Genomic DNA, 17481 nt, shown 5'->3' with positions numbered 1-17481 from the left:
CGATTGCGTCACTGAGGCGATGGCCATCATTGCCGAACACGGCGTCGACAGACTGAGCCTCCGGGATGTGGCGCGGCGGCTTGGCGTCTCACATGGCGCGCCTTACAAACACTATCCAAGCAGGGATCACCTCCTGGCGGAAATTATTCGTCGCTGCTTCGAGGAATTCGCGCGCCATCTGGATGCCCGCTTGCATTCGGACGATGCGGATGCGGATATGGCCGCGATGGGGATCGCCTATATCGGCTATGCTTTGGCCTTCCCGCTGCAATACCGCTTGATGTTTTCGACGACGCTGCCGAATGCCATTGACCACCCGGAGATGAAAGCCAGCGCCCACCACGCCTTCGACTTACTCCGCGAGGCGCTGCGGCGCAAATATGGAGAGTTCGCTCTCGGCGATCGCATAGACCGAGACGCTGTCTTCGTCTGGGGAACCATGCATGGGCTTGCAGGAATCTTGAAGTCGGACATAACTGACGGGCTTGGACTCTCGGAAAGCGTTCAAGCCGGAGCCCTGGAGCACGTGCTCCGCCGCATTGGCGACGCATTGTCAAACAAGGAATAGCGAAACGACGCGCTACTGTGCGGGGAATTCGAGCTTTCTTACATCATATCCAAGCGACTTCGCCTTTTTCACCATAGTCGCCAGTTTTTGCTTGGTTGGAACCCTGCGCGAATAGATCCAAAGGTTCTTCATCTGCGGGTCGGCACTGATGAACCAGTCGTGGGCGGGCGACTCGTACAGTACCCAGTAATTGAAAGTAATCAGAAGCGGGTACCGCACCCGCAGCTTGGCGCGGGTCGTCTTCACGTCGAGGAGGTCGCCCTTGCCCTCTATTGTTTTCAATTTGCCCGCCGGCGTTCCTTGATGACAGCCGTCCTCGACCATGATCTCGCCGGCCCGGGAGCCAGGTCGATAAGTCGTGTAGCCGGCCACACAACCATCTGTCAGCCACATTGGGTGCCTGCCGATCTCGAGCCAAGTGCCGCTATAGTGACTGCTTCTTACATGAGCAACCTCTGACTCCGCCATGACGGCGATTGGAGCGGCGGTCAGGGCAATTAATGCCACGCCAAGGGCATAATTGAGAAGTTTGAAACGGATTGTCATCCTGGTCTCCGATCATTGACCTCTGGTACGAGAAATCGATGAGCCTGGATCAAGCAATCGCTCTGTATTCATTGAATGGGGCGGAGAGCCGATACTTTCTCCCTTCGTACCATCCAAAACTTTCCTGCTGCGTAAGAGAGTTGAAACGAGGGCTTCCACCGATGAATAGCTTGTCGACTAAAACTCTACCCGACGCTCAAGGATTTTTTGGAAAATTCGGTGGCCGGTTTGTAGCGGAAACATTGATGCCGCTCCTGATCAGCCTGAATGAGGAATGGAACGCGGCCAAGAACGATCATGGCTTCTGGCAAACATATCACGACCTGCTGCGGAATTATGTTGGACGTCCGAGCCCACTTTACTTTGCCGAACGTATTACAAAGCGATTGGGCGGACCCAAAATTTATCTCAAAAGGGACGAGCTGAACCACACCGGATCGCACAAGATCAACAATTGCATTGGCCAAATCGTTATTGCCCAAAGAATGGGTAAGCGACGGATCATCGCAGAAACTGGCGCCGGACAGCATGGTGTGGCAACCGCCACGGTCGCGGCACGATTTGGCCTGCAATGCGTCATTTACATGGGGGCAAAAGACATCGAGCGCCAGGCACCGAACGTGTTCAGGATGCGTCTGCTGGGAGCCGAACTGAGGCCGGTTACCTCCGGAAATGGAACTCTCAAGGATGCGATGAACGAGGCTTTGCGCGACTGGGTCACCAATATTGAGGACACCTATTACCTCATCGGAACGGCTGCTGGCCCCCATCCATATCCCGAAATGGTCAGGACGCTTCAATCGGTCATCGGCAAGGAAGCACGCTCCCAAATTCTGGAATATGAGGGTCGTCTGCCGAACTTGCTTGTGGCAGCTGTTGGTGGCGGCTCAAACGCGATGGGCTTGTTTCATCCTTTCCTGGCTGACAGCGAGGTGACGATGCTGGGCGTCGAGCCGGCCGGTAAAGGTCTTGATACGCCAGAACACTGCGCCTCGTTGAGCATGGGCATGCCCGGCGTCCTGCATGGCAATCGAACATACCTGCTTCAAGATTTTGATGGCCAAATTGCCGAGGGGCACTCTATATCAGCTGGGCTGGATTATCCCGGCGTAGGTCCAGAACATGCCTGGCTCAAAGAAAACGGTCGCGTCTCCTACACATCCGCAACAGATTCCGAAGCGCTGAGCGCCTTCCAGTTCCTGGCTACGGAGGAAGGCATAATTCCCGCATTGGAGCCGTCTCACGCACTCGCCGAGGTGATCAAGAGAGCGCCGCAGATGCCTGCGGGCGATCTGATAATTCTCAATCTTTGTGGCCGGGGCGACAAGGACATCTTCACCGTCGCGAAGCTCTTGGAGTCCAGCGACCTGAACGATGGCCTATCATAACGTCCACCACGATTTTGGCACCACTCCCGAGTCGGCTGGTCTCCCGGTGCCGGCTCTGTTGTTGCCGATCCGCAATTATTGTGAAATGGTTATGGCGCAAAGACCGCTACCGTTCAAACTGGAACATCTGATCCTTTGCAATCACGCTGATCGATGGTGCAGACGTAGTAATTCGCTTTACTGATGATCGCGTCTCTGGGAGTGGTGTAGCTCGGCTTTGTGATCGCCGTGCTTTCCGGCTGAGCCGGGAATGGGTCAGCGAGCCGCAGCGGGCAGGCTGATTAACGGATCATCGCTCATTTGTGCGATGGTCTCAAGGGTCATGTAACGGGATCGCTGAACAGCCCATTCGTCGTTCTGTTCGAGCAGCAGTGCACCGACGAGCCTGACGATGGCATCGTCGTTGGGGAAGATGCCGACGACGTCGGTGCGGCGCTTGATCTCGCCGTTGAGGCGTTCGATGGGATTGGTGCTGTGAAGCTTGGTCCAATGCTGTTTCGGGAAGGTCATGTAGGCGAGCACGTCTTCTTCGGCATTGTCCATGAGATTTGCGAGCTTTGGCACTTTCGGCCGGATCTGATCGGCGACGCTACGCCACTGAGTACTTGCGGCTTCCGGCGTGTCCTGGGCAAAGGCCGTGGCAATGAAGGCGGAAACGACCCGCCGGCCGCTCTTGCCGGCATGCGCCAGAACGTTGCGCATGAAGTGCACCCGGCAGCGCTGCCAGGTGGCCGAGAGGACCTTGGAGACAGCCGCTTTGATACCTTCATGGGCATCGGAGACGACGAGCTTGACGCCGCTGAGACCACGACGGGTCAGCTTGCGCAAGAAGCCTTACCGCATTGCGGCGGCAGGTCTCGCATCGCCTCTCGCCGAACCGGACGTGCGCCTTTCGTTACGCATCCGGCTCTCCAGAAGACATGGCAAAGTCAGGCACTTCCATCCACGCAAGACGATATCGCTCGACAGGTGTCCAGCAGAGCACATGTTGCTCGATGGATCCTTCTCTCCAGACCCGTCTCGTCGGCCGGCGTCTGCTTGGCTGTTTCGAGCCCCACAGTTCATTCGGCGTCGCTTTTGGGCGTTTCTTACGGAGCCAGCAGTAAAGACGCAGGCCGATGTACCAGTCGAGAGCGACAAATACGCGGCCAGCGCCCACACAGTAGCGGTAATAATTCGCCCATCCGCTGGTGATGGCATTCACCTTTCGGAGCTTTTCGCCAAGGCTGACGCAGATGCTGTCGCGCTGCGTCAGTTCCTTGACTTTATGACGTAGGTTCGCGGCCTTTGCGTTGGGTATTTCGACGCGAGGACCGTAGCCATAACGTTCGTCCCAATGTGCACCGAAACGGAATCCGAGGAACTCGAAGCCCGCTGTCATGGCCGTGACCTTCGTCTTTTCCGGCGACAATGTCAGCCCGGTGGTTTTGATCAGGTAGTCGGCGAGTGCGGATTTCTCTGCCATGGCCTCCTCCATTGATCCGGACACCAGAACCACGAAGTCATCGGCATAGCGCACCGGCAGAAACACACAGCGTCCTGCTATGCGGTCCGTGTCCCGCGCGCTCGCCGCTGCCGCCACCCCGTTGCTCTTGCGACGGGACTGGGTCTTCCGGCGATGATAGACCCACCTCTCATATCGCTCCTCGATCGCACTGAGCGCGATGTTGGCGAGCAAGGGTGAGATTATCCCGCCTTGGGGAGTACCGGCGTCTGTCCGCAGGAACTGATCCTCCGCCAGAACACCGGCCTTCAGGAATAGTCCGACCAATCTCACCACTCGCCGATCGGCAATGCGCTTGCGCATTCGATCGAGAAGGTGGTGATGATTGATATTGTCGAAGCATCCTCTGATGTCCCCCTCAATAACCCAAGGGTATGGCAACCGGTTTCGTCGGGTGTCCTTGTCACGCTTCTGCGGCAAGGCTGCCCGACGAATGTACTCCAAGGCACCATGGGTGTTCCTGCCGGGCCGGAACCCGTAAGAGACATGCCAGAATTGCGCCTCGAAGATCGGCTCCAAAAGGATTTTAACCGCGCCCTGTACGACGCGGTCTCTGACGGTGGGAATACCCAAGGGCCGGAATTGCCCCGGTTTCCCGGCCTTTGGAATGAACTTGCGTCTGGCCGGACTTGGCCGATACGCACCACTGCGCAGATCAGCTTGAAGATCGACCAGGAAGCGATATTCACCCCTATTCCGGATGCGTCCCACCGTCATCCCGTCAACCCCGGCCGTGCGTCCCCCTTTGTTAGAGGCGACGCGCTGCCAGGCATGACGCAGCACTCTGAGGTCGGTCAACCAACCCCACATGTCGCGCCACTGATCGTCGGGATTCGCCTTACTCCACTGATAGAGTTTGCTTTGAATGCCGAGTACCCAGACCTTGTCGGTCCGATGATCCATGTCCACAGATCACTTCTCCGTCTTTGCARGCCTATCGTCTTCCTGCTTCCCTTCGCCCTGTGTGCGGTTTTCCCGCACTCCGACTACTACGAAAGCTCCGCCCTTGGCATCGTCCCTATCTGGCCGTCGCAGCGAGCCCGGCTTCCGACCGGGCAGACGATCCAAGTTCCCATGTTCCGATTTCCAACCTCGTGCCGTTAGGCGGCGAGCTCTGCCCCGTGCAATGCGGGAGGTGGGGCATTGGAGCCAGTCCCATCTCGGGTCTCATCGAGAACCCGGCAGTAAGGATCGACGAACCTTACCGCCTCTGATCGCTCTTTCGTGCTTCCACGCCATCACGCTGATGGAAGCGATTTCTGTGTTTCGAGGCTTCTGGCGCCCACTTCGTTGTCTCGCCATGGGCACTGCGGTAGTCCGGCCCGCGGTTGATGGCCCGCGTCCGGTACAGTTAAGGCCAATCTGCTTATGCAACCCAACCGGCGACGCCCGGTCCGGCTTCTCGGCCCCCTTCGACCCACTGCTCCTGCAGATCGGGCGGCATCGCAGCCGCCGGTCAAAAATCGGCAAGCTTTGAGAGGTTACGCTAAAACATCAGCACCTCCCGCGCCGCATGGCGCACCGTCGATCCATAGATATGGCCAATCGCCCTCGATCGGCCGAGCCAGGAAAGCCTTGACCTTGTCGTCGATCTCTTCGCATAGCCGGGAGACCTGGCTCTTGGAAATGCCCGACATTCCCATCGCCTTGACCAAGTCATCGACCGAACGGGTTGACACACCCTGGATATAGGCTTCCTGGATCACTGCGGTCAGAGCCTTCTCAGCCATCCGGCGCGGCTCCAGGAAGCTTGGGAAATAGCTGCCGGTCCTGAGCTTCGGGATCCGCAGCTCAACCGTTCCAGCCCGCGTTTCCCAGTCGCGCTCGCGGTAGCCATTGCGCTGAGCGAGCCGCAACGCATTCTTCTCGCCATAAGCAGCACCCGTYTTGGCGCCAATCTCCAGTTCCATCAGCTTCTCGGCCGTAAAGCCGATCATCTCGCGCAATAAATCGGTATCAGCACTCTTCTCAACAAGCGAGCGAAGGGTCATCATGTCATCGGTCATCGGTGGTCTTTCCATCAGGTTTGAGCTTGAACAACCCGAGCCTACCGGAAAACACTGATGACCGCCCGCTACGCCGCTCACTCGCTACGGCGCTGTTGTGGGCGCGCTCGCGAGCGGCTTCGCTACCGCCGAGCTACACCTCCCCCAGGGACGCGACCACCCGGAAAGCGAGGCGCAACGGCTCCCTTTCCGAATATGCACGGTGGCAAGCTCAGCGCCGACGGCGTGCAGGCACTGTTGAACAAATATGTCACCAATGCGCGCGAGCACTGCATCTCCCTTCGCTCGAAGCGAGTGTCGCCTCATGTCTTGCGGCACTCCGCTGCAATGGAGTTGCAGCAGGCGGGCGTCGACTGCTCGGTCATCGCCCTGTGGCTGGGCCACGAGGCGATGGACAACGCTGACCTATCTTCATGCACATCTTGAACTGAAGGAATCCGCACTCGCAAAGCTGAAGCCGTACGAACGTGCCAAGGCTCAGCGATTTCGACCGAACGACCGGCTTCTGGAATTCCTGAACGCCCTCTGAGCATGAGAACTATGCCGACTGTCAACCATCGGCTCCCAGCCGAACTGCCCGGCAACGCGCGGTGATCCGTCTCCATCAGAAGAGGCGCTCGGCATAGTTCGCCGGTCGGCATAAACGGCCAAGCTCAATGACATCGACCCTCAGGCCTGGCTGGCCGATGTGCTCTGCCGCATCGCCGACATACCCGTCTCCAGGGTCGGGGAACTGCTACCCTGGAATTGGAAGACGCAATCTGCGAGATTGGCCGCATGACCATGTCCCCAAAGATTGCCATGTCCGATAGCGTCAACGAAATCGCCACGATCCGTATCGAGTTGCGGGATACCGATCCTCTGATCTGGCGCGAAGTCGATGTGCCGACGTCGATCACGCTGAAGGTGCTGCACGACGTCATCCAAGCTGTGATGGGCTGGTTCGTCTCTCACTTGTGGGAGTTCACGATCGGTAAACAGAGATACGGCCTGCCAATGGACGAGGACTGGGGGACAGCACCACGCAAGGAGGCATCCAAGGGGCATCGTCAACTTAACGGATCGTGGATTTCGATGTGAGATGACGGGGTATGACAGACCGTGACCCGCTTTACCGCCGCCATCGTTTCCCAGCCGAGATCATAGCCCATGCTGTGTGGCTCTACTTCCGTTTTCCCCTCAGCCTGCGGATGGTCGAGGACATGCTGGCGGCCCGAGGCATCATTGTCTCGCATCAGACGGTTCGTCTGTGGGCAGAGAAATTCGGCCGCGCCTTCGCCAATGAGATCCGCAGCCGCTCCGCCGGTCGGCTGGGCGACAAGTGGCACCTTGACGAGGCCGTCGTTGCGATCGGCGGCAAGAAGCACTGGCTCTGGCGCGCAGTCGATCAGGATGGTTTCGTCCTCGACGTTCTGGTCCAAAGTCGTCGCAACGCCAAGGCAGCCAAGCGCTTGATGCGCAAGCTGTTGAAGAGCCAGAGGCACCCGCCGCGGGTGATGATCACCGACAAACTCCGATCCTACGACGCTGCAAAGCGCGAGATCATGCCGGGTGTCGAACATCGTTACCACAAAGGCTTGAACAATCGAGCGGAGAACTCCCACCAGCCATTCCGGCGACGGGAACGGATCATGAAACGSTTCAAGTCRCAGCGACATCTACAGCGCTTCGTCTCCATCCATGATCCGATCGCCAACCTCTTCCACATCCCCCGCCACGACATCTCATCCAGCCACCATCGCGAACTGCGTTCAGAGGCGATGAACCTGTGGGCTGAAATCGCGCGGGTGTGACCGTCATGACGCAAGCGGGCTCCCATTGCCTCTCGCCCATTAAGTTTACGATGCCGGACTCGCTGCGGCTCGACACGCACCGCCATGCGGTAGCCATCCCATTTGATTTCGAAAGACCATTGGTCGCCCGACGGTGGCTTGTCGACGAGCTGAGCCAGGCATGGCTCAATTCGCTCTGGCATAGGGTCAAAGGGAAGTTCAGGCGGCTCCGGCCGCCGGACGCGGACAGGACGCGAAACGAGCGGCGCTTCAGCGTCTCGCAGCAACGGTGCGGATTTCGGAGTCTTGGAGGGTCTCTTCGCCATCCTGGCATTGCGCCAGAAACGTATTAGAATTGGCTGAGGAGGAAATGAGGGAGGCTGAAAATGCCGTTTACTGGACTGGTGATGCTGCCTCAGGAGATGGAAGTCGTGCAAGATGTCTTCAATGCGGTAGTCCGTGAGCCCTGGTTCCTCCGGACGACATCGAACGACAAGGAATTTGCGGAGTTTGTGCTTCGCGCTTATCGCGCGGGCATAACCGATCGAGACCACCTTTTGATCTATTGCCACGAGGCAGCGGTGCTGCGCTTCAGTCGACACCCCTGATCCGCAATTCAAGGCGAGCGCAAGAGAAAAAGCCCACCGCAGAGGGGCTCGCGGTGGGCCTTGTACACGGCTCGGGGGCGGATACCGTAGAGGGGAGATGGTAAACCGAGCCTGGCAGCTCTGATTAACGCTTGCGACTGCGGAGCGTTCCGGTACCGTCAGATAGCGTACAAAGCAGGGGTGAGATGTGCGGGCGCTGTACCGAAATGCTGCCGTGGCCGGAATTGATCCGACCCTATCGGTTGACCGATCCCTGGTTCGGCCGGAACGTTCCGGCCCGCTATAACATCGCGCCGACGCAAACGGTGCCGTTCATCCATCATGACGCCGACGGTCAGCAGGTGCTGAGAGAGGGCCGCTGGTGGCTTGTGCCGAGTTGGGCGAAGGAGATGCCGAAGGCTGCGATGTTCAATGCCCAGGTCGAAACAGTCGACACGTCGGGCGCCTTCAAAGACGCTTAGAAACCGAAGCGCTGTTTGATCCCCGCCGACGGATATTACGAGTGGACCAAGGCGAGGATGGCGGCAAAGACCCATGGTTCATCTTTCTGCCCGGCCCGACGCCGTTCGCATTTGCGGGTCTCTGAGCCTATAACATTGCAATGGATGTCTACAGCTGCACGATCATCACCGGCCAGGCCGTCGCGCCCACGAACCAGCTTCATGACCGCATTGCATACATCCACGATCCGGAATTTTACGACGCTTGGCTGTCCAAAGAAACGCCGCATGCCGATCTCAAGCCGATGTTGGCGGGGCACAATTTGAACGGTCAACTGCAATTTCACCGCGTGTCGCGAGATGTGAATTCGTCTAAGTTCGACGGTGATCCCGGATGCGTCAATCCGCTGTAGGGAACCGGTGATTCCTGACTTCGTTGGGTCGGCAGGAGAAATAAATGAACCGTCCGTGCCTACAAGGCTATTGCGATGATCGCTTCCTGGAGTGTTACGAGTCCATGGAAGATCATTTCAACGATATCATGGATGCAGCATCGCCGCAGATTGGACGCCCGCTGAAGCCGCGGCCGCCATCGTCGATCTTGCTGACAACTGCATGCTGAAGCTCTTCGGGATGGAGGAGACGCAGTCGAAGATTGCTCTCTTCGTGGATAGGGAAAGCCGAGGGAGACATAATCGCTAACTCTTGCTAGCCGTCTTTGCCTGGCAACGATCGTCATTCGCTGCCAAAACACTCTATGCGTTCGGCGCGTTGCTGGTTCGTTATGTTCTCTGCCAACGCACTGCCGAACGTGCGGGAACTTAAGCGGAGCGATCTCATTTCGGTCGTGAACAGCATGTCACCCGAGGAAAGTGGAAATGCGCAGAGTGCTTGTGGTCGAGGACGAGGTGTTGATTCGCTTGACCATTATCGACGCGCTGGAGGACGCGGGGTTCGAAGTCATCCAAGCTGCCTCGGCCGACGAGGCGATCGGCATAATCAAAGAGCAGACGATCCATTTCCTTTTCACCGATATCCAGATGCCTGGCAGATTGTCGGGTGTCGATCTGGCGCGCGCCGTCGCTGAGAGGTTTCCCCAAGCCGGCATCATCGTGGCTTCGGGCCGCTTGGCCCCGGGTGACATAGAGTTGCCACCAGACGCCGAATTCTTCTCGAAACCCTACAGCTTCTCGGATATTGTCGCTCGCTTAAACGCGTTGTCCAAAAAGTGAGGCTGAGGACCATTCTGGCAAGCCGGACAAAGCTGCTTCGATGCTCTTCTCATGTGCACTGCCTGGAAAGGAATACCGTGAAAATCGAACTCCCGTCTGACCGGATTTCTTCGCGGGAACGCTTCCTCGAAGCTATTGTGCAGAGCGCCATCGACTATGCGATAATTTCGATGGATCTCGATGGTCTGGTTACGAGCTGGAACGAGGGCGCCCACAAGGTGCTGGGCTGGACGGCCGAAGAAATGATCGGCAAACCGGCTACGTCTTTCTTTATCGAGGAGGACCGGGAACGGGGAGTGCCCCAGTCAGAGATGACCGCCGCCCTTCACCGAGGCCGAGGCAGTGACGAGCGGTGGCATTTGCGCGCAGACGGATCGCGCTTCTGGGCGTCTGGCGAGATGATGGCGTTGAAAACCGTGGACGACAAGGTAATCGGCTTCGTCAAGATTCTTCGCGACAGAACCGGAGAGCGGGAACAGGCAGAACGTCAGCGATTGATGATGCACGAACTCAATCATCGTATGAAAAACACTCTCTCTGTCGTCCAATCCATTGTGACACAATCGATGAGAAACTCGGCTTCGCTCGACGACGCGCGTGAAAAAATCCAATCCCGTATATCGGCCTATTCCAATGCTCACGACATCCTACTTCAGAAACAATGGCTCAGTGCAACGCTCGAAAATATCGTCGAGGCTGCGAAAGCAGCCATCGGCTTGGAAGCGAGTGACCGCATCAAAACGGGCGGTCCGAAAGTGACGCTCGGTCCAGAAGCGGCCCTGTCGTTCTCCATGGTGCTTCACGAGCTTCTGACCAACGCCTGCAAATACGGAGCGCTGTCGAACGAGAGCGGATATGTGGAGATCAGGTGGCGGATTGAGCGCCGTGACGATGGCGACCACCTTTTGTCGTCGTGGAGGGAAATCGGCGGGCCAGCAGTGTCGGCACCGGTTCGCAAGGGTTTTGGCTCACAGCTGGTTTCTGCCAGCCTCCGCAGCTATGGCGACCTGGACTTTTCATACGAAACAAGCGGCTTTGTCCTTGAGGCGGATATGCCGCTGTCCAAAGTCCAGTTTGAAAACGATCTAGCTCTTATTAGATCAACGTGTTGAGCGCCTTTCCCATCGTGGTCGCTTTGCATTCCCGTCGAAGTCTTAGCCCGCTCAGTGCGCCCCGATTGCTGGCAGCCGCCGGGACGCAGGCGTAATCGGTGAAAAGGCATTCTTGCTGCGCGTTTTCGTCGGGATGCCCGAAGACGAGCGGCTGCTCATAGTGAACCTCGGCCCGGCATCACCATCACCGGCCTCGCCGATCCGCTGCTCGCCCCGCCGACCCGCAGCCAATGGTCCGTGGTCTGGTCGAGCGAGGATTTCGCTTACCGAGGAAGCGGCCGGCGGCCCGGGGATTTGCAAAGTCGCTGGCCGCTCAGGGCCGACTGCTCCCTAATCCTGTCGCCGGTGAGGGGGGACCGCCGCGCAACACCCGACAGTGATCAGTTGAGAGAGTGGCAGAGACGCATTTCGGAGTAGCAACATTGCATTCAGGGATGCCGTCAGCCTTGCACCGCTCGGCTTCCCTCTGATTGAGTACGTCGCAGCGTGCGCTTGAAACATTTCATGGCTAGGGGTGATGGCCCTGCGATCAAATTGGTCGAAACCCAAGCTTGATGGCCCTCTAAATGAACTTAGCGTTGCTATGCAAATCAAATCAAGCGCGTGGCCGCATGTAGACGAACGACATGAAATCATTACGCAATGTACGGTCGCCGTCACCTCGGTTAAGCGAGCTGGCGGCGACACGGTACGCAAACGATTGCGAAGCCATGGCTAAGTCAGGCCCTCGCCATACACGTTCGGCGCACGTGAAGAAATTCAATCTTCGTCATCGTTGCCCTTGATCACCACCCCGTGATTGTCGTCGTTTTCCTTGATGATCACCTTCTTCTTGACCACGACGTCAGGATTGCGTTGCTTCAGCACAATGCTCCCCGTCGTATCAGGGTCGGGGTCGGTATGGCGCTTTATAATCGTGACGTCGTCCGCAGCAGCGATGCTGGCGAAAGAAAACATGGCAACGAGGCCAAGTCCAATGACCGTCTTCATCTTAGACTCCTTTGCGATTTTATGCATTGCAAACGGGGCCAGGCATGGATGGTTCCAGAGCTGCTCGATGGGCATCACCAGCAAATTCGTTCGAGGCCCTATCAGGGACGGAACGGGTCGCCCGGAAGGAAGCTCCGACAGGGCTCAAAGCTTGAATGTTGTCGCAGGCCACCTTGATGATGACGAGGATATGGACAGCCATCAGCGCCCCAACAAATCCCCAGAGCAACGACCAGAATGAGATGGAAATAAACGAACACGGCGTTCGACTCCAACCGGACGGCCGAGCGGCATCAGGCCAGAGCCTTCACGCAGGCTGAAGATTACCAAAGGGGAAAAGGCCTTCCGGCAGGAACATCTCGAGCGCGGGGTTGTTGTCACGATCAATTGGAAGGAAACAACCATGTCAGACAACAAATATCCTATGCCTCCGCAAGCGAAGCAACAACAGTCTCCCCCGGGCGAAACCAAGCTCATGGACCCCGTGCCCGATCATGGCGAAGACAGTTACAAGGGCAGTGGCAAACTCAAGGGCAAAGCTGCCGTAATCACAGGGGCGGACTCGGGAATTGGACGCGCAGTCGCGATAGCGTATGCCCGTGAGGGTGCTGATGTACTAATCTCGTATTTGAACGAGGACGAAGACGCGAGTGAAACTGCAAGGTGGGTCGAAGCCGCCGGACGCCGCGCTATTGTCGTGGCCGGTGACATAAAGTCCGAGGACCACTGCGTTTCTCTCGTGAAGCGGGCCGTTTCCGAGTTGGGCGGGATCGACATCCTCGTCAACAACGCGGCCTTTCAAAGGACGTATTCTTCCATTAGCGACATAACCGCCGACGAGTGGGACGAGACGTTTCGGACAAATATCTACGCGCCGTTCTTTCTTGCGAAAGCTGCGGTTCCGCATATGAAACCGGGTGCATCGATCATCAATACGACGTCGATCCAGTCTCGGCAGCCATCGTCACATCTTCTCGCCTACGCCTCGACCAAAGGAGCTGTTTCGAATTTCACGGCCGGGCTCGCGGAAATGCTCGCCGATAAAGGCATTCGGGTCAATGCTGTCGCACCTGGGCCCATTTGGACGCCGCTGATTCCCTCCACGATGCCTTCGGAGAAGTCGGCATTGTTCGGCAGCAAAACATTAATCGGTCGTGCGGGTCAGCCCGCCGAACTGGCTGGCGCCTACGTGCTGCTGGCGTCCGAGGACGGCAGCTATATGACGGGAGCCGTCATACCCGTCACGGGCGGGGAAATCATGATTTAACTATCGACCATCGTCGAAAAGTTGTGGTTGACAAGTCGCCTGGATTGGTGCGCGAAGGCGGCCAATTGGCCGCGTTGGCAAACGATATTAACAGCTCACGCACAAGATAGTCGGAAACATCCATGCCTGATCGCTCGCCAGAGGAAATTCAGCAGCGACGCGAGCGGCGGGCTGCGCGACGCGAAGCTCAGAGGCAGGCTAATTTGGACCGCGCCAGCCGAATGCATGCTGCGAGGCTGAAAAGCCAGTCTGAAGCGACGCCTCCAGGGCGAGCGGCTCATCCTTCGTCCCGGGTCAATATAGGCTGTTCGGGCTGGTACTATTGGCATTGGAAAGGTAAGTTCTATCCGGACGACGTGCCGCGCGATGAGTGGTTCTCGATATACCAGCGTGAATTCCACACGGTTGAGCTGAACGCGCCATTTTATTCCTGGCCGACCGTCGCGACGGTCAGGACATGGCTGCGCCAGGCTCGCGAGGATTTTGTCTATACGATCAAAGTTTGCGAACTGATCACGCATGTGCGGCGATTTGAAGAAACGCAGGAACTTGTCGACGATTTCGGATATATTGCGGATTTGCTCGGGCCTCAAATGGGTTGTTTCCTGTTCCAGCTTCCGCCGAGCGTTCGCTATGATCCCCGCAAGCTCGAACTGATCCTCGGACAATTGGATCCTCGCCATCGCAATGTCGTGGAATTCCGCCACAAGAGCTGGTGGAATGAGCACGTCTACGCCGCGTTTCGAGCCGCTGGAGCGATATTCTGCTCGCCCAGTGGACCGCGCCTGCCCGACGAGTTGGTCAAGACTGCTGATGATGTCTACATCCGTTTTCACGGCGTCAACCAGTGGTACCGCCATGACTACAGCGAGGCTGAGCTGGCTGTTTGGGCTGCGCGCATCGTCGACAGCGGGGCCAAAACCGTCTGGATCTACTTCAATAACGATCGCGACGGATATGCAATCAAGAACGCCAAGATGTTGGCGACCTTGCTGCTGATCAAACATGACGATGAGATGCCATGGTAGCGAGTGGCTCGGTTATCCGTGCTCGGCCATCGAGAGGTACTGCTCTGCAATCGCCGTCTTCGGGCAAAAGATTCAGCGTGAAACAAGAAAAGCCGGCGCACGTCCCCTGTGCACCGGCTTTGCGTTGTTCTCGATTGATAAGGTACACGACGAGCGCCGCCAATCGTCGTGCTTGACCGATGTTCAGATTCGCTTTGAGAGTAGGTTCAACTTCGGGCCGCCGCCCTGGTGAAACCAGAGCACCGAAGCTGAGTGCGATTCTCTGTTCAGCCTGTCGAGGACTGGAATTAATTGATTTGCCCGATCGGATGAACTTATATGAGGTATTAGATCGTGCTGAGTTATGGCGGGTTGTAACAGCGGCGTTGCTTGCAGCCGGTGGCAGGGCAATCAAGAGCTGATGCGCGAGCATTCCCGCGCGGGGCGCGGCCCGCCACAATCTCCAATCCGGTTCATGTCGGTTTCAGTGCAGCCACCGGATCAGGGGGCCGGCCGAAGATTAACAGTTCGACTTGCGCAGTTCTGGTGCATCCGGAACCTTCTCATGTCGATGGGCATTGAGCGAATGCATCATTGTGGGAGGTATTCTTTCGCTCGGAAGAGTCCACGACTTGAGGATCGCCACTCACAATCTCAACGGCGTGCACGTCCGCCTACAAGTATTTCTGCGGTGGCTCGCTAAGGCATCTCCCGGAGTGGTTTGCCTGCAGCAACTGAATGCTCCCGACAGTAATTTCCGCCGAGGAAATCGAGGCTGCAAGCTACGGTGCGATCTGGGGTGGTCAGAAAAGCGGGAGCGGTGCCGCGATCGTCGCAAAGGGCGAACAACCTATTCAGGCACGAAAAGGCCTGCCCGACGATCCGGACAATGCCCGCAGCCAAATGCAGCGGCAAATTCGCGTAATGCTATACGGAGAAACTCATGTCCGGGGATAGTGTCAAGAAGCGGTGGTCGCGCCGGCTCACCCCGGCAAAGCGATCCCATCCCTACATCGTCGGCATATTCCTAATGTTGGCGGTTTATGGCCTTTACATCGGCCGGGATTTCCTCACGCCCGTCTTCCTTGCTTTCATCTTGGCGACGACACTCACCCCGGTCGTACGGTACATCGGAAAGTGGGGCGTACCGTCCGCGGTGGGGGCGACTATTCTCATAGTCATCTCGGCCTTTTGCCTCGGAACCCTTGGCTATTTCACAAGTGGCCCCATTTCTCAAATGATAAGCGACGCGCCTGAAATCGGCGACAAACTGCGCGAACGGGCCGACACAGTTCGGCACATGTTCGATAAGGCGATAAAGGCGACCGCCCAAATTGACAAGGTTTCAGAGAACGTCGACGACGCCACCACCCAGAAGGTGGTAGTTGCTCAGCCAGGCATAGTCTCGCGAGCAGCGGGAAACCTCCTTTCGGTAGGCACCACGCTTGCAGTGACCTTCGTGCTCTCGCTTTTTCTGCTCGCGTCCGGAACCCTGTTTTACCAGAAGATAATCCAGGTGTTCCCCAACCTCAGCGACAAGAAGAAGGCGCTCAAGGTCATCTACAACGTTCAGTCGGAGATATCACGCTACCTCTTTACAATCACGGTGATCAACATCATCGTCGGAATCGTCGTGGGCTCGGGAATGTGGCTGCTCGGGATGCCGAACGCTCTGGTTTGGGGCGTGGCGTCTGCGGTCCTCAACTACTTGCCCTATGTGGGCGCGCTCGTCGCCATCGTCTTGGTGGGCGCGATATCGATCGCCACATTCGACGACACTTTTTACGCTTTGATTGCCCCGGGCTTCATTCTATTGGTCCATATTCTGGAGGGCCAGTTCCTGACGCCGATGCTTCTGGGAAGGAGACTGGAACTGAACGCCGTGTTCGTGTTCATCTCGATCTCTTTCTGGTCCTGGCTCTGGGGCTTTGTCGGCGCACTTATGGCAGTGCCGATCCTGGTGATTATCAAAGTCGCTTGCGACAATTTTGAGTCGCTGCACCCGGTCGGCAATTTCCTTACGGCGGAAAAGCCGATCCAGAAAGACGCAATCGACGATCCTGCCTTCTAAGTGTTTCGAGTGAGACGCCGTGTCGTCGCTGTTCGACAAGCCCGCTTGAGGACGACGGTACATCTGGTTCTGGGGTCAGGTGCCACTGCCGCCAGCGGCGTCGAGCGTCTACGAGGCAGTATGGTCCTGTGACGTAACGCCAGTCCCATGCTCCTCGTGCTGGATAACGAAGTTGCCCTCGCGCTTGTCAAAAATCATAGTGTTGGCGCGGCGCTCAACTGGCTCTTGGCCGATACCGGCTCCGTCCGCGATGCGGGTCATCTCTTCATCGACAGCATCCGGCAGGTTGGGTTTCTGACTGTCTGTATACGCCAATGAGAAAGATGGAACGATCTCAACGCCCTGTGGAGATCGGGGGTTGCCAGCATTCGCTCCCGCACCACCCTCGGCCATTCCTTTACGATAAATTCCCTCGATCGAGGTCGGATCGATCCGCGGTTCGAGAGCCGAGGAGCGAGTGTCGTCGTCAACTAGGTCGGGGGCTGTAGCGACATCATCCGTCATGCGAGTGGCCTCCGGAGTTTTCGTGTCCCGCAATCCCTCTTCTAATTGTTGCTGGCCATATGGCGGCCGCTCGGCGCCTTGGCCACCGGGAACAAGCTCCTGGACGGGATCTGCCTCAGAAGTCCTGAACTCATTGTCGGGCCGCTCATGGCCCCCGTGAGGGTCGTTCGCACTTCCGCCGCTACGGCGACTTGCGCTAGCCAGATCCGACCCACGATTTGATATCGGGGAGCCGCTGATCAAAAGCCTTGCATCGCGAGGGGATATACCCGGCGGGCGGCGCTGGTCGAGTGACGAAACGTCTTCTTTCGAGCTTTCATCGCGGGGAGAACCATCGCCGCTGCATCCGTTAGCCTCCGTATCGAGACGATGATGTTCAGAGGTAGCATTGTGCCGGTCGATCATGATCTTACCTTTGGACTGGGTTGGTTGCTTTGCGATCGAATCGCGTCAGAGAGAGCGCCTC

The 17481-nt window shown here is 57.5% G+C and carries 17 protein-coding genes and 3 pseudogenes; 14 read left to right on the top strand and 6 right to left on the bottom strand.

Features of this window, described 5'->3' with window-relative positions:
* Positions 1 to 19 precede the first annotated feature (19 nt).
* Entirely contained in the window at positions 20 to 568 is a 549-nt protein-coding gene (locus tag AC1DYF_RS13725; protein ID WP_477877281.1) for a TetR/AcrR family transcriptional regulator, read from the top strand.
* A gap of 12 nt (positions 569 to 580) precedes the next feature.
* Here the strand turns inward: AC1DYF_RS13725 and AC1DYF_RS13720 are convergent, their stop codons facing one another.
* Positions 581 to 1114: a lipocalin family protein gene (locus tag AC1DYF_RS13720; RefSeq protein WP_477877280.1), complete on the bottom strand. Its 534-nt coding sequence runs from the start codon at positions 1112 to 1114 to the stop codon at positions 581 to 583.
* A 161-nt stretch (positions 1115 to 1275) separates the two neighbouring features.
* Between AC1DYF_RS13720 and trpB the strand changes: the two genes are divergently transcribed.
* Positions 1276 to 2502 (top strand): tryptophan synthase subunit beta, encoded by a 1227-nt coding sequence (gene trpB / locus AC1DYF_RS13715; RefSeq protein ID WP_477877397.1) that lies wholly within the window; start codon positions 1276 to 1278, stop codon positions 2500 to 2502.
* Between the two features lie 255 nt (positions 2503 to 2757).
* On the opposite strand, the pseudogene AC1DYF_RS13710 reads toward trpB, so the two are convergent.
* The 3 genes and pseudogenes from AC1DYF_RS13710 to AC1DYF_RS13700 form a co-directional block, all read right to left on the bottom strand.
* Positions 2758 to 3333, bottom strand: a pseudogene (locus AC1DYF_RS13710) (IS256 family transposase); the annotation flags it as partial.
* A gap of 64 nt (positions 3334 to 3397) precedes the next feature.
* Positions 3398 to 4909: a group II intron reverse transcriptase/maturase gene (gene ltrA, locus AC1DYF_RS13705; RefSeq protein WP_477877396.1), complete on the bottom strand. Its 1512-nt coding sequence runs from the start codon at positions 4907 to 4909 to the stop codon at positions 3398 to 3400.
* A gap of 620 nt (positions 4910 to 5529) precedes the next feature.
* Positions 5530 to 6012 (bottom strand): annotated as a pseudogene (locus tag AC1DYF_RS13700) (transposase); the annotation flags it as partial.
* A gap of 57 nt (positions 6013 to 6069) precedes the next feature.
* Between AC1DYF_RS13700 and AC1DYF_RS13695 the strand changes: the two are divergent.
* From AC1DYF_RS13695 to AC1DYF_RS13655, 9 genes and pseudogenes are all read left to right on the top strand, one after another.
* Positions 6070 to 6438: a tyrosine-type recombinase/integrase gene (locus tag AC1DYF_RS13695; protein ID WP_477877279.1), complete on the top strand. Its 369-nt coding sequence runs from the start codon at positions 6070 to 6072 to the stop codon at positions 6436 to 6438.
* Between the two features lie 217 nt (positions 6439 to 6655).
* Positions 6656 to 6793 (top strand): annotated as a pseudogene (locus AC1DYF_RS13690) (transposase domain-containing protein); the annotation flags it as partial.
* A complete protein-coding gene (locus AC1DYF_RS13685; RefSeq protein ID WP_477877278.1) occupies positions 6790 to 7092 on the top strand; it encodes a plasmid pRiA4b ORF-3 family protein in 303 nt (100 codons plus the stop codon). The pseudogene AC1DYF_RS13690 and the gene AC1DYF_RS13685, both read left to right, overlap by 4 nt.
* 11 nt (positions 7093 to 7103) lie before the next feature.
* On the top strand, positions 7104 to 7805 hold the full coding sequence (locus tag AC1DYF_RS13680) for an IS6 family transposase (protein WP_477877277.1): 702 nt from the start codon (positions 7104 to 7106) through the stop codon (positions 7803 to 7805).
* A gap of 365 nt (positions 7806 to 8170) precedes the next feature.
* Positions 8171 to 8392 carry a hypothetical protein gene (locus tag AC1DYF_RS13675; protein ID WP_477877276.1) on the top strand — a complete coding sequence of 74 codons (222 nt, stop codon included), beginning with the start codon at positions 8171 to 8173 and terminating at the stop codon, positions 8390 to 8392.
* A 185-nt stretch (positions 8393 to 8577) separates the two neighbouring features.
* On the top strand, positions 8578 to 8853 hold the full coding sequence (locus AC1DYF_RS13670) for an SOS response-associated peptidase family protein (RefSeq protein ID WP_477877275.1): 276 nt from the start codon (positions 8578 to 8580) through the stop codon (positions 8851 to 8853).
* A 140-nt stretch (positions 8854 to 8993) separates the two neighbouring features.
* The gene (locus AC1DYF_RS13665; protein ID WP_477877274.1) at positions 8994 to 9245 is read left to right on the top strand and encodes an SOS response-associated peptidase family protein; all 252 of its coding nucleotides are present in this window, start codon (positions 8994 to 8996) and stop codon (positions 9243 to 9245) included.
* 465 nt (positions 9246 to 9710) lie between these two features.
* The gene (locus AC1DYF_RS13660) at positions 9711 to 10064 is read left to right on the top strand and encodes a response regulator transcription factor (RefSeq protein ID WP_477877273.1); all 354 of its coding nucleotides are present in this window, start codon (positions 9711 to 9713) and stop codon (positions 10062 to 10064) included.
* 77 nt (positions 10065 to 10141) lie between these two features.
* Positions 10142 to 11176: a sensor histidine kinase gene (locus AC1DYF_RS13655; protein WP_477877272.1), complete on the top strand. Its 1035-nt coding sequence runs from the start codon at positions 10142 to 10144 to the stop codon at positions 11174 to 11176.
* Positions 11177 to 11935: 759 nt separating this feature from the next.
* Here the strand turns inward: AC1DYF_RS13655 and AC1DYF_RS13650 are convergent.
* Positions 11936 to 12166: a hypothetical protein gene (locus AC1DYF_RS13650; protein ID WP_477877271.1), complete on the bottom strand. Its 231-nt coding sequence runs from the start codon at positions 12164 to 12166 to the stop codon at positions 11936 to 11938.
* 403 nt (positions 12167 to 12569) lie between these two features.
* Here AC1DYF_RS13650 and AC1DYF_RS13645 point away from each other — a divergent pair, with 403 nt between their 5' ends.
* The 3 genes from AC1DYF_RS13645 (at position 12570) to AC1DYF_RS13635 (ending at position 16511) form a co-directional block, all read left to right on the top strand.
* The gene (locus AC1DYF_RS13645) at positions 12570 to 13433 is read left to right on the top strand and encodes an SDR family oxidoreductase (RefSeq protein ID WP_477877270.1); all 864 of its coding nucleotides are present in this window, start codon (positions 12570 to 12572) and stop codon (positions 13431 to 13433) included.
* 122 nt (positions 13434 to 13555) lie between these two features.
* Positions 13556 to 14461: a DUF72 domain-containing protein gene (locus AC1DYF_RS13640; protein WP_477877269.1), complete on the top strand. Its 906-nt coding sequence runs from the start codon at positions 13556 to 13558 to the stop codon at positions 14459 to 14461.
* A 922-nt stretch (positions 14462 to 15383) separates the two neighbouring features.
* The gene (locus AC1DYF_RS13635; protein ID WP_477877268.1) at positions 15384 to 16511 is read left to right on the top strand and encodes an AI-2E family transporter; all 1128 of its coding nucleotides are present in this window, start codon (positions 15384 to 15386) and stop codon (positions 16509 to 16511) included.
* Between the two features lie 108 nt (positions 16512 to 16619).
* Here the strand turns inward: AC1DYF_RS13635 and AC1DYF_RS13630 are convergent, their stop codons facing one another.
* Positions 16620 to 17015, bottom strand: a complete 396-nt coding sequence (locus AC1DYF_RS13630; protein ID WP_477877267.1) for a hypothetical protein — start codon at positions 17013 to 17015, stop codon at positions 16620 to 16622.
* Between the last annotated feature and the right edge of the window lie 466 nt (positions 17016 to 17481).

The sequence above is a fragment of the Rhizobium sp. P2_G9 genome, assembly GCF_056403475.1.
This window is presented reverse-complemented; position numbering and strand designations above follow the sequence as displayed.